Raw genomic sequence first — 11,884 nt, forward strand, 5'->3', positions numbered from 1 at the left:
CTCAAAACCCGTACCCGCTACGACGAAGCAACCGCCTGGTCACACCACGCCCAATCCCATGCCGCTTGACACCCAACGACATGGGGTGTCTGACCCCTATCCCACCCTGGCCCGCAGCCCACCGGCTTGCGGGCCTTCGTCATGCCCGGAGGAGACATGGCAGCACAGAAATACAACGCGAGGGACTGCAGGTTCGAAGTCGAGGACTTCCTCGCGCCCGGCACCTGGGTGCCTCTGCGGACCGCCAAGGGAGGCGCTGGCGAAGGCGGCATCAACACCTTCTCGGAGTCGCACGAGTACGAGACCGCCGACACCACCACCTTCGGCTCCGAAGGCCGCGCCGAATCCCAGAACATGCAGGAAGGCAAAACGATCACGCTGGAGGGCTTTCGCCTGAAGGACCCGGTCACCGGGGCCCTGGATCCGGGGCAGGCCCTCGTGGAGGCGCAGGCGAAGCGCCTCGGTGACGACTCCCTGGTGGGCTTCCGCTTCGCTGCCCCAGGTGACACCACCTGGGAGGTCTGGCCCAACGCGCACTTCCAGCTCGGCGACCAGGGCGGCGGCAACAACGACAAGGCCGCCTGGGCGGTCACCATCACCCGCTCCGGCCCGGCGACCACGGCGGCGATCGCATGACCGCCCCCAAGCCCAAGCGGGCGGCACACCAGTCGTGGGACGACTTCACCCGCGAGACCTTCGGGAACCGCACCGAGGAGATCTACGGCGTCACCGTCCCCGTGCCCGCAGACATGCCATTCGGATTCTCCGAGCGCGCAGAAGCCCTCAGAGACCTCGACGAATCCTCGCGTCTGGAGGAGTTCGCGGACCTCGTCGACATCCTGTTCGGCGACGGCGTCTTCGAGCAGTGGGCCGCTGGCGGCATGGGGCAGCTCCAGCTGATGACCGTGCTGACGTGGGGCATGGCGCAGGCCAGCGGCCGGGAGATGACGTTCAGCGAGGCGTACGAGGTCGTCACGAGCGACGACCCGGGAAAAGCAATGGCGCAGCCGAACCGGGCGGCACGCCGGGCCGCGTCGAAACCGCGATCCGCGAGCACTGGTGGGCGGTCGAAGCGGACTTCCAGCGGGAGTACCGGCTCGGGCCGCGCGACATCGTCCGCCTGAGCCGCAGGCGATTCTCGGTCCTCCTCAACGGCCTGTCGCCCGAGGCGATCTTCCGCCGGGTGGCAGGCGACGAACTGTCGATCGTCGACGACCCAGACCAGATCCGAGCCGCCCTGCGCGGCTGACCACCCGGGGGTGATCGCGTGTCGCTCACCATCGGCGAACTGGTCGGCTACATCCGCGCCGACGGATCCGACTTCAACCGCAACCTTGCCCGGTCGCAGCTGCAGATGGAGGGCTTCCGCCTCGACGTCAACGGCCGACTGCGGGACCTGAGCGGCCGGTTCGTCGACGAGTCAGCCGTCATGGGACGCGCCCTGGCCGATGGTTTCTCCGATGCCGAGCGCGCCGGCACGCGCATCGTCACCGTCTACAACTCGGTGGCGGACGCCCAGTCGCGCACGATCAGGGCTCGGTTCCAGCGGCTGCGCGATGAGAGCAGCCGCATGGGGGCGCAGGTCTCCCGGGCGTGGGGGCGGCTGCGGTCCGGGATCGGCGACATCGACCTCAGTCGGCTGCGGGGTGTCGCATCCGGTATCGGGTCGGCTGCTCTGTCGCTGGGCCGGGTGGCGGCTGTGGCTGGTGCTGCGGTGCCGGTGGTGGCGGGGCTGGCTGCGGCGGTGGCGAAGATCGCTCCGGCGGCTGGTGTCGCGGTGACGGCGCTGTTCGCGGTCCAGCTCGCCTCAAAGGCGCTCCAGCTCGGCATGGTCGGCGTGTCCGATGCGGTGTCGGCCGCGCTCGATCCGTCGAAAGCGGCCGAGTTCGATGAGGCGCTGAAGAAGCTCTCCCCGAATGCGCGCTCGTTCGCGCTCGCGGTCAAAGGCTTGGCCCCCGAGTTCAAGGAACTCCAGCAGGCCGTGCAGGACAAGCTGTTCAGCGGCATGGACACGGTCATGAAGAACATGGCCGTGACGACGCTGCCAGTCCTCAAGAAGGGGCTGACCGACGCCGCCGGAGCCCTGAACCTCATGGGCAAGGGAGTCGGTTCTGCGGCGTCGAAGATGGCGAAGAACGGGACGTTGGGGGTCGCGCTCGACGGGGCCACTGGGGGTCTCAAGAACCTTTCGCGTATTCCGGGTCAGGTAACCCAGGGGCTCATTCAGATCGGCGCAGCGGCTGCCCCGTCTTTCGAGCGGCTCACCAAAGCGGGCGGGAATGCTTTTGACCGCCTGTCCGAGAAGATGGCCAAGTCGTTTGAGTCCGGTGGCATGGAGGATGCCATTGAGACGGCGATCGATCTCCTCGGCCAGATGGGCGGCATCGCCAAAAACATTTTCGGCGGCATCGGGAACATCCTCAAGGGCACTGCGGCGGGCGGCGGCGGCTTCCTTCAGGTCCTGGAAAAGATCTCAGCAGCCTTCAAGGCGTTCACGGGGTCGCGGGAATTCCAGGAGGCACTAGGAGAAATCTCCAAAACGGTCGGCACGTTGGTCGCGACAGCCCTGCCGCTCCTGTCCGATGCGCTCACGGAATTGCTGCCCATTTTCAAGATCCTCGGGCCGCCGATCCGAGAGCTGATCAAAGAACTTGGCAAGCAAATGGGCCCGCTGATCAAAGAACTCGGGCCGGTCGTCGTTGAGCTGGCCAGCGCGTTCGCCGAGCTGATCCCCGTCGTCACCCCGTTCCTGGTCCTCGCCATGCAACTGGCGACCGACATCCTCCCCTTGCTCACGCCGCTTTTTGCGTTCCTGGGTGAGCTGTTCAAGCAGCTCGCGCCCGTCGCGAAGCAGGTCGCCGAAAATATGGCCACCCAACTTAAGCCGATCTTGGAGAAGTTGCCCGGCATTCTTGAGCAATTCCTGCCGAAAATCCTGGAACTGACCGCATATCTCTTCCCGCTGCTGCTGGAACTGCTGATCGAGCTAGGCCCGGAACTCGGCGAACTCGCGACGGCTTTCTCCGAACTGATGGTCGAGCTGGGCCCGCTCATCGTCCAGCTACTCGAATTCAACATCATGTTCCTCGAAAAAATCATGCCCTACGTGGGGCCGCTCGCACGCCTCCTCGGCGGCCTCCTCGTCGGCGCACTACAAACGCTGACGAATTTCATTGACGAATTCGTGGCACCCGCCCTGAGGACGGTCTCAGCCCTCTTCCGGGGCGACTGGGACGAGGCATTTAAGCAGGCCGCTACCTTCGTAGCGAATTTTCGCCGCCGTTCCGGCGAGGCATTCCAGTGGATGAAGGAAAACATCCCGCGCATCGCGGCGGAGATCGCTTCCGGCGTGGCTCGTCGCGCAGGCGAAATGGCCCTGAAATTCGTTGAGAAAGTCGGCGAACTCCGCGACGGCGCGACTCGCGTCCTGCGCTCGCTCCCGGGGCGGATGACGGAGGCGATCGGCGACGTCGGACGGCTGCTCTGGTATTCCGGCTCACGGCTGATCCAGGGCTTCATCGACGGCATCATGTCCCGCATCGGCGACGTAGGCCGCGCCGCGTCCTCCGTCGTCGGCAGGGCGCGGGACTTCTTCCCCTTCTCCCCAGCCAAGCGAGGCCCCTTCTCCGGCAAGGGCTACACCCTCTACTCCGGGCAGGCCATCGCCCGGGACCTGGCAGCGGGCATGCTCTCCCGTAGGGATGCCGTAGGGATGGCGGCCCGGCGGCTCGCCGCGCAGGCCCACCTGGGCGGCGTGGGCGGTCCGCTGGCGCTCCCGGCGGGCGGGATGCCGGGCCTCGGCATGGGCGGTGCGCCGGCGTTCGCAGGCGCGGGCGGGGCGGGCGCGCAGCGGATCGTGTGGGAGGTCCGCGGGGACGGCACGCAGTGGGGCGAGTTCTTGGCTGAGCAGATCCGGACGCAGGTTGACGTCAAGGGCGGCGGGGACGTTCAGCGTGCGTTCGGCAGCCGACGGTACGGCACACGACGATAGGAGGCGGGTATGGCGTTCCCGGACGCCCAGGTCGAGCTGCAGATCGGCTCGACCTGGACCCCTATCAGTCATGTGCGGCATGCGGCGGGGATCTCGCATACGCGTGGGCGGAGGTCGCGGGGGGCGCGTACGGAGGCGGCGGACATCGGCCTGACGCTGGAGTCGCCCCTGGGGCTGTACGACAACCGCAACCCTCGCAGCCCGTACTTCGGTCTGCTGGGGCGGAACACGCCGCTACGGCTGAGTGTGGACGGCGGCGCGGGGGCGCTGCACGTCCCCGGCGCGGCGACGACCGTCGACCACGCCAGCCTGGACATCACCGGCGACCTCGACATCCGGCTCGACGCGTCCCTCGACAACTGGCTGGCCGGGGGCAGTGTGGAGCTGTGCGGGAAGGGCACGATCGCGGGCAATCAGAGGTCGTGGCTGCTCCTCGCGCGCAACCGCAGGCTCCACTTCGAGTGGTCGACCGCGGGCACGTCCGCGATCGAGCGGGACAGTACGGTCGACCTCCCCGTCCCCCCATCCGGGCGCCTCGCCGTCCGGGTCACCCTGGACGTCAACAACGGGGCCTCCGGGCACACGGTGACCTTCTACACCGCCCGGACCATCTCCGGACCGTGGACCCAACTCGGCGCCCCGGTCGTCACCGCGGGCGTCACGTCCGTGTTCGCCAGCACCGCCCCGGTCCGCGTCGGCGACGGCTGGGCGGACCTGGGGTTCCCGGGCGCGGTCGGCCGCATCCACACCATGGAGATCCGCAACGGCATCAACGGCACCCTCGTCGCGGCACCGAATTTCACCGGACTCGCCCCCGGCACCACCAACTGGACGGACAGCGCGGGACGGCCGTGGACTCTGGCCGGCGGGGCGACGATCAGCCGCCGGCGGGTCCGCTGTCTGACCGAGGTGCCGGAGTGGACGCCACGGTGGCATACCTCCGGCCACAACGTGACCGTGCCGGTCCAGGGGGCGGGTCTGCTGCGGCGCCTGGAGACGGGCCGGGGGGCGCTCCAGTCCACGCTGCGGCGCCGGATCCCGTCCGAGCCGAGCGTGGTGGCCTACTGGCCGATGGAGGATGAGGCGGCCTCGAATCAGGCGTACAGCCCGATCGCGGGGGTGCCGCCGCTGCGGACTACCGGGCTCCAGTACGGGGCGGAGAGCAGCCTGCCGGGGTCTGCGGCGCTGCCTCGCATGGTGGGCGGCGGGTCCATCACGATGGATGCTCAGATCCCGCCGTACGCGCCGACGGGGGCGTGGATGGTGACGTACGTGTATCGGATGGATGAGCTGCCTGCGACGGCGACGGAGATTCTGGAGTTCCGGACCACTGGCCCGCTCCGCAAACTCACGGTGAATCTGTCGGCGGGTGGTGGGGCGATTGAGCTGCACGGCTACAACTCCCTCGGCGCGGAGGTCGCTTTCCTCAACGCAGCGACCACGGCGTTTTACGGGACGTGGAACCGGCTGGAGGTCATCGCCAACCAGATCGGGCCCAATGTCGAGTACCACCTGGGGTGGATCGATGTCTCGGGTATCGGGTACGGCGTTGAGGTCCTCGTCGCCGGGACGTCGGGGATTGTGACGCGGACGACGACCCGCTGCGGAGCCTCGGCGGCCGGGATCGTCGTCGGCCATGTCGGGATCTTCAGCAGCTCCAACACGCTGATCTACGACCGCGCGGACGATGGTTTCCTCGGCGAGAGCGCGGGTGACCGCCTGATGCGTTTGGGCGGCGAGGAGCAGGTACCCGTCGCCGTCTACGGGGGCGGGTCGATGCAGATGGGTCCGCAGGGCCCGGAGAAGCTACTGAGCTTGCTGGAGGAGTGCGAGGACTCAGACGGCGGGATTTTGTTCGAGCAGCGGGACCGGCTCGCTCTGGGGTACCGGACGCGGGCGTCTCTCTACAACCAGACCCCCGCACTCGTGATCGATTATGCGCAGTTGACGCACCCGTTCGAGCCGGTGGTGGAGGACGCCGCCCGCAACGACATCACCGTGTCCCGCGAGGGCGGTAGCTCAGCCAGAGCCACCCTCAAACAGGGGCCCATGTCGGTGCTGCCGCACCCCGACGGCATCGGCCCGTACGAGGAGGCCGTCACCCGCTCCCTGCACACGGACGGCCCGCTCGCGGACATCGCCGGATGGCTGGTGTCACTGAGCACGTGGGATGAGTACCGGTACCCGCGGGTGCGGCTGCTGCTGCACAAGCACCCGCAGCTCGTAGCCCAGGTGCTGGACCTGATGGAGGGCGACGTCGTCCGCATCACCGGGCTGCCGGACCATCTGCCGCCGGGGCCGCTGGACCTGATGGTCGAAGGCTTCGAGGATCACTTCGGCGAGTTCGAGTGGACGCTCGATCTCGTGTGCGTCCCTGCCGGGCCGTGGACCGTGGGCGTGGTCGAGGATCCCATCCTGGGACGCGCGGACACGGACGGATCCGAACTGTCCACGGGGGTGTCCGCGTCGGCGACGTCGTGGTCAGTCGCGGTGACAGCCGGACCGCTGTGGATCACGAGCGCGGCGTTCCCCGCGATGTTCCCGTTCTCCGTCACCTGCGGAGGCGAGGAGGTCACCGTCACCGCGATCAGCGGGGCGTCCAGCCCGCAGACGTTCACCGTCGTACGGGCCGTCAACGGCATCAGCAAGACGCACTCAGCGGGTGCCTCCCTGAGCCTCACTCATCCGATGCGCGCCGCACTTTAGGAGGAGCCGATGCCGATCCTGGCCGGACAGACCGTCACCGCCGGGCAGCTCAACCGGCTCCAGCCACGGACCTATGAGGCTGTGGGCTCCGTGCAGACCACCGGGCCCGTGACTGACTTCGACGTGCCGTCGACGTCGATCAACCTGTCCACCACCATGCCGAACGCCACGTACACGGCGGTTGCGGTCTGGGATTTCGACCAGATCGGCACGGGGACCAACGCTCTCGCCAGTGGCCGGTTGAAGGTCGACGGCGTCCTAGCCGACCGATTTGCGGTGTTCCAGACCTCGGGGCACGTCAACGACCGCGCCACCGTATCCCAGACCTTCCCGGGTGTCCTTGCGTCGGCGGGTGCGCACACGCTCGGCCTGGTGGTCACGCTGCCGAACAATCAGCTGATGCTCCAGGGCGTGTATTCGTCCTTGATCGTCACGATTTATGAGGAGGTATGAGGTGGTGACCCATATTTTGTCCACGACGGCAGGGACCGGCCTGGCGGTGATCGGCGGGGCGCTCCGGAACACCGGCTCCGGCTGGAATGTGATCAGCGACAGCGGGCATCGGCCATCCGGGATCACCGGGGTCGTCGGGCGCCCGGACCATATCGAGGTGCAGCACGCGGTCGGTGCGGTCCGTGTGACCTCGCTTCAGGTGACGGTGGATGAGACGTATGCCGCCATCGACTTGCGGTGCGGCATCTCCGCAGGACTCAGCCTGTCCCGCATCTACCTCTACAGCGGCGCGTCCGCTACCCCGGTGGACCCATCCACGATCGTCGCGTCGAACGGCAACTTGTGGCTCCAGGGCCTCATGGAGACCTGACGCCACCCCAACCCCCGCCGCCCCGCGCCTTCCGGCCCGGGGCTTTCTGCTGCCCAGGAGGACACATGGATTTCGGAGACGCTCTCAGCGCCCTCAAGGCTGGTGCCCGGGTTGCCCGGTCCGGCTGGAACGGCAAAGGGATGTTCGTGGTGCACCAGAAGGGCTACCCCGACGGCATCCCGATCAACGCGAACACCGCCGAAGCCACAGGTCTGGAGGAGGGGACCGTGTGCCGGTTCAGGCCGTATCTGATGATGTTCACCGCTCAGGGCGACTTCGTCCCGTGGGTCATCAGCCAGACCGACGCCCTTGCCGACGACTGGGAGCGGGTGTGATGAAGCTCGTCACCCGCACGTCCCTCGGCTGGCCCGCTTCAGCCGCCCCCACCCAATCCAGCACGCGCGGCGTGAAAGTCCACTACCTCGGCACCACCGTCTCCACCAGCCTCGCCGACGACCACGCCCTGTGCATCGCCCAGTGGAAAAACGTCCGCCGCGCGCACCTCGCCGACAAGACGCAGAGCTACAGCGATGTGGCGTACAACTACGCCGCCTGCGTCCACGGCTACCTCCTGGAAGGCCGCGGCCTGCGCAAGCGGACCGGCGCCAACGGGACAGCGGACCTGAACCGCGTCCACTACGCCATCGTCGCGCTCATCGGGTCGAAGGGCCTGACGGAGCCGACCGACGACCTGCTCCACGCGATCCGCGACGGGGTCGACCTGCTGCGCACCAACGGCGGGGGCAACGAGATCCGCGGGCATCGCGACGGGCACCCGACGGCCTGCCCGGGGGACGCGCTGTACGAGTGGGTGCAGCGGGGAGCCCCGCGTCCGGGGGGTCGGCCGCCGGCCCCGAAGCCGGGCGCCGGGGCGAAGCCGAGCGTGGACCTGTCCAAGCTGGTGGCCGCCGCTCGGTCGGACCCGCCCCGCCGGGGCACCCCGGTCTCGTACTACGGGGTGAAGGTGGTCGAATCGGCGCTGGTTGCCGAGGGGTTGCTCTCCCGCGACATGGCGGACGGCCATTTCGGCACGGCCACGGTCGCGGCGTACGCCGCCTGGCAGCGCCGCTGCGGCTACAAGGGCGCCGACGCCGACGGCCTGCCCGGGGCCGAGTCCCTCAAGAAGCTCGCCGCCAAGCGCGGCTTCACCATCACCCCCTGATCGGAGACCCTCATGTCTGACCGTCCGTACTCCCTGCCCGGTGCCGACACCGTGGTGAAGACCGCCGCGACCTACGCGAAGGACCTGACCGAGCGCGTCGTCACCGCGTTCCTCGAAGGGTTCCTCGCCGGGGTGGTGATCACCCAGCCGCTGGACGGGTCCATGTGGTACACCGCCCTGACCGGCGGGATCACGGCCTCGGTGTCGCTGGTGAAGGGACTCGCCGCACGGCTCAGAGCCGAGCGTAACTCGGCGTCCCTGGCCCGGGGGGTGTAGGTGGTGACGCCGCAGGAGTCGACGCAGGTCGCCCTGGAACTGGAGCGCCTGCGGGGAGACTTCGCAGGGTTCGGCCGGGACCTCGGCGACATCAAGACCGCCTGCGCCGTACTCGTCGAGCGCTCCACCCGTACGGAGCAGGACCTCCGCGACCTCCGCGCCGAGAAGGACCAGGAACTGCGCGACCTCCGCGCGGAGACCAGCCAGGAGATCGCCGAGGTCCGCGCCGACGTCGAGGAGTGGAAGAAGACCCGCTGGCCACTACAAGCGGTCGGTGCCCTGACCGGAGTCGCAGGCGTGGCCACCGGACTGATCGCACTCCTCCGCTGACCAGGGGGTGCGGGTAGCTCAACAGGTACAGAGCGGCCGGGGTCATGCCCGGTACGGACGCCGGTTCGACTCCGGCCCCGCAACCCCCTTCGCCCCCTGTCCGGCCTTCGGGGCTGGGCGGGGGGCGGCTTCGTCGTACCCGGGGTCAGGCGGCGGGCCGCTTGTTGTACGCGGCCAGGGTCGCCTTGTTCGTGGAGGCGTCCTGAAAGACCAGCTCCCACGGCCCGGTGTTCACGTCGAACTCCTTCCCGAACCCGACCCACTTGCCCGTCATGCGCCTGCCGGTCGGCTCCACGAGGAGCTGGATCGCGCCGTGGTACCGCGCGCCCCGGTAGTAGCCATCGGTCGCGGTCTGCTCGGTCCAGACTCCGGTGACCACGTGGCCGTCCGCCTCCAGCTCCATCGTCAAGGGGGAGTCCGACGACCCGGGCAGGCTGCGGGCCGTGAGACGGTTCCCGTGCTGGAGCACCACCACATAGTGCTGGCCCGCGTAGGAGGCACTGCGGCCGCTGGAGAAGTACTCGTACCGGCTGAGCCACACGCCCGTGTAGCTCCGGTGCGAGGGCCTGGGGTCCGCGTGAGGGTGGGCGGTCGGGGTGACGCTGCCCGCTGGGGGCTCGACATCGTGGCCCCCGTGGCCGTCCTCGGTGACGCGGGCCATCACCATGCCGCTGAAGCCGAGGGCATCGATGGGCAGTCCGGTGACGGACTCCAGGGCGCGCGCGTACACGGGGCGGGGCGCGGTGGTCGCGCCGGATTCCCAGCGTTGCACGAGGCGCTTGTTGGCGTCGTTGGGCTGCCCGGCGCGGGTGCCTGCATCCCGCACGGCACGGGCGAAATCGTCCTGGGACATGAGCAGGCCCATGCGGACCGCTCGCAGTGCGCTGTTCGGTGTGGCCATGAGGGAACGGTAGACCGAACCATTCCGGAATGACACCGAAATGACGCCCCCGATGTCGCCGGAATAACGCCTGCACCGACGCCGCGCAACGCAGAGTACCCACGCCATGCTGCATCCGTGACGACCACAGGTGACGGCACCGCCCGCAAGGACCTCACCATCAGCGTCTACCGAGTCGACCCGAAGACGCTCGACCGCACACCGGTGAAGAGCTGCGTACTCCCACCAGCCGAAGTGCCGATGATGTCCCAGGCGTACCCGCCCTGCCGCTGCACCCGCTGCACGGACAGGTGAGCCGCACATGAGCCCCATGTGGGACGACCAGCCCGAGCACGGAAGCGGGCCGTGCGCCGCCTGCGGCCGTCACACCGACGAGGGAACCGTCCGCTGGATACCCCGCGCATCAGCGCCGGATACCCGCGTCGTCCTGCACCGAGATCCGGCCGACTGCGAGCCAGCCGCGCCTGCCACCCGCCCGCCATGCAGCGCTGCACCCGTGCCCCCGGTGCGGGATCTGACGTGGGACCAGGCGCTGGGCCGGGCCTGCTACGCCTGCGGACAGCTCCTCACGAGCGGGGCCGTGCACCGGGGATTGGCCCGCGCACGGGACGGCGCACACGTCCTCGACACCGAGGTCTGGGCCTGCCCCGACCCTGCCCCCTGAGACCGCCCCGGTCCGCCCGTGACCCCCCGTAGCGGACGGACCGGGGCCCCACCCCCACCGTGCTTGGAGTACGCCTGTGTTGTGCTGCCTCATCGACGCCCTGCTGCGCCGGTTCATCAACCGCCACCGCACCACCACCGTCCCCGTCCCGGTTGCTGAACCGACCCCGCCGGCACCCGAGCCGGAGACACCGTTCTGGTCGACCCCGACCCCGCGCCACGTCCTCGAACGCCGCGACACCCGCTGACCGCCCCGGCCTGCCCGTGTCCCCCGCCGGGCAGACCGGGGCCCTACTCCTCGTCGCGGACCAGATCGGCGAGCGGGGTGCCGAGGGCGTGGGCGATCAGGAGGAGGTCGGCGAATCTCGGGTCGCGGACGGCTGCTTCGTAGCGCTGGATGCTGCGGCGTTCCATCCCGGCCTGGTCGGCGAGGTCGTCCTGGGACATGCCGCGCTGGCGCCGGAGGGTGGCGATGCGGTGGCCGAGCTGGACGCGGCGGGCGAGGACCCAGGCTGGTCGGGGTGTACGGCGGGCAGGCACTCGACAAACGCTCTGTGTGGTCGGAGCATGAGTCAGTGCCCAAACGGTCGCATTTGATCATGACGTCACCTGCGTGCGGAGTTCACCCTTCCGGGTGATAGCGCCCTCGTGACGATCGCCATATCCTAGAGATATCGAACGCGAGTTCGAACAAGCGTGCCGGAGGGCATTCATGGCCGGCCCCCATTGCTCTTCGGCGCGGGTCGGCCCCCTCCGGTACATGGAGGGGGCCGCTCTCATTCTGCCCCGCTGACCAGCGCATACAGCTTGATCATTTAGGAGATATTTAGGAGACGATCTTGCGTAGTCAGACTGCATAAGATCGTAGTCAACGTGTAGCCAAACTGCCGATCCAGCCCACCGAGACCCCCTCAACACGCCATCTACCTGCAACAATGGCCAGCAGATCGCAGGTCCGGGGATCGCCCCGGAAGTTCGAAAAGCCATTCTCCTAAAGCGGGTGTCGCAGGTTCGAATCCTGCCGGGGGCACA

Annotated in this window: 15 protein-coding genes and 1 tRNA gene; 14 read left to right on the top strand and 2 right to left on the bottom strand. The window is 68.6% G+C overall.

From position 1 onward, the window contains the following. Nucleotides 1–156 precede the first annotated feature (156 nt). From ACWF94_RS19305 to ACWF94_RS19355, 11 genes are all read left to right on the top strand, one after another. Nucleotides 157–636, top strand: a complete 480-nt coding sequence (locus ACWF94_RS19305; protein WP_453489409.1) for a phage tail tube protein — start codon at nt 157–159, stop codon at nt 634–636. Next, nucleotides 633–1,124 (top strand): hypothetical protein, encoded by a 492-nt coding sequence (locus tag ACWF94_RS19310; RefSeq protein ID WP_453489412.1) that lies wholly within the window; start codon nt 633–635, stop codon nt 1,122–1,124. Before ACWF94_RS19305 ends, ACWF94_RS19310 begins: the two co-directional genes overlap by 4 nt. Nucleotides 1,125–1,267: 143 nt before the next feature. Further along, nucleotides 1,268–3,991, top strand: coding sequence for a phage tail protein (locus ACWF94_RS19315; protein ID WP_453489415.1), 2,724 nt, complete (start codon nt 1,268–1,270; stop codon nt 3,989–3,991). A gap of 9 nt (nt 3,992–4,000) precedes the next feature. Then, entirely contained in the window at nt 4,001–6,697 is a 2,697-nt protein-coding gene (locus ACWF94_RS19320; RefSeq protein ID WP_453489418.1) for a hypothetical protein, read from the top strand. A gap of 9 nt (nt 6,698–6,706) precedes the next feature. After that, nucleotides 6,707–7,150, top strand: a complete 444-nt coding sequence (locus tag ACWF94_RS19325; protein WP_453489421.1) for a hypothetical protein — start codon at nt 6,707–6,709, stop codon at nt 7,148–7,150. A gap of 4 nt (nt 7,151–7,154) precedes the next feature. Continuing rightward, entirely contained in the window at nt 7,155–7,520 is a 366-nt protein-coding gene (locus ACWF94_RS19330) for a hypothetical protein (protein ID WP_453489424.1), read from the top strand. 65 nt (nt 7,521–7,585) lie between these two features. After that, nucleotides 7,586–7,855 carry a DUF2829 domain-containing protein gene (locus ACWF94_RS19335; protein ID WP_453489427.1) on the top strand — a complete coding sequence of 90 codons (270 nt, stop codon included), beginning with the start codon at nt 7,586–7,588 and terminating at the stop codon, nt 7,853–7,855. After that, on the top strand, nt 7,855–8,682 hold the full coding sequence (locus ACWF94_RS19340) for an N-acetylmuramoyl-L-alanine amidase (protein WP_453489430.1): 828 nt from the start codon (nt 7,855–7,857) through the stop codon (nt 8,680–8,682). Before ACWF94_RS19335 ends, ACWF94_RS19340 begins: the two co-directional genes overlap by 1 nt. A 12-nt stretch (nt 8,683–8,694) precedes the next feature. After that, nucleotides 8,695–8,958: a hypothetical protein gene (locus ACWF94_RS19345; RefSeq protein WP_453489433.1), complete on the top strand. Its 264-nt coding sequence runs from the start codon at nt 8,695–8,697 to the stop codon at nt 8,956–8,958. 3 nt (nt 8,959–8,961) lie between these two features. Next, on the top strand, nt 8,962–9,288 hold the full coding sequence (locus tag ACWF94_RS19350; protein WP_453489436.1) for a hypothetical protein: 327 nt from the start codon (nt 8,962–8,964) through the stop codon (nt 9,286–9,288). Nucleotides 9,289–9,295: 7 nt separating this feature from the next. Then, nucleotides 9,296–9,373, top strand: a tRNA-Met gene (locus ACWF94_RS19355). Between the two features lie 60 nt (nt 9,374–9,433). On the opposite strand, the gene ACWF94_RS19360 is transcribed toward ACWF94_RS19355, so the two are convergent. Then, nucleotides 9,434–10,189: an XRE family transcriptional regulator gene (locus ACWF94_RS19360; RefSeq protein ID WP_453489439.1), complete on the bottom strand. Its 756-nt coding sequence runs from the start codon at nt 10,187–10,189 to the stop codon at nt 9,434–9,436. Nucleotides 10,190–10,306: 117 nt separating this feature from the next. Here ACWF94_RS19360 and ACWF94_RS19365 point away from each other — a divergent pair, with 117 nt between their 5' ends. The 3 genes from ACWF94_RS19365 to ACWF94_RS19375 all read left to right on the top strand — a co-directional run bounded on the left by ACWF94_RS19365 (nt 10,307) and on the right by ACWF94_RS19375 (nt 11,100). Then, a complete protein-coding gene (locus ACWF94_RS19365; RefSeq protein ID WP_453489442.1) occupies nt 10,307–10,483 on the top strand; it encodes a hypothetical protein in 177 nt (58 codons plus the stop codon). A gap of 211 nt (nt 10,484–10,694) precedes the next feature. After that, nucleotides 10,695–10,853 (top strand): hypothetical protein, encoded by a 159-nt coding sequence (locus ACWF94_RS19370; protein ID WP_453489445.1) that lies wholly within the window; start codon nt 10,695–10,697, stop codon nt 10,851–10,853. A gap of 76 nt (nt 10,854–10,929) precedes the next feature. After that, a complete protein-coding gene (locus ACWF94_RS19375; RefSeq protein ID WP_453489448.1) occupies nt 10,930–11,100 on the top strand; it encodes a hypothetical protein in 171 nt (56 codons plus the stop codon). 43 nt (nt 11,101–11,143) lie between these two features. Here ACWF94_RS19375 and ACWF94_RS19380 read toward each other — a convergent pair whose 3' ends face one another. Continuing rightward, complete coding sequence (locus ACWF94_RS19380; RefSeq protein ID WP_453489451.1) at nt 11,144–11,392, bottom strand: helix-turn-helix domain-containing protein; 249 nt, start codon at nt 11,390–11,392, stop codon at nt 11,144–11,146. Nucleotides 11,393–11,884: the final 492 nt, after the last annotated feature.

It is taken from the genome of Streptomyces sp. NPDC055078 (genome assembly GCF_053607985.1).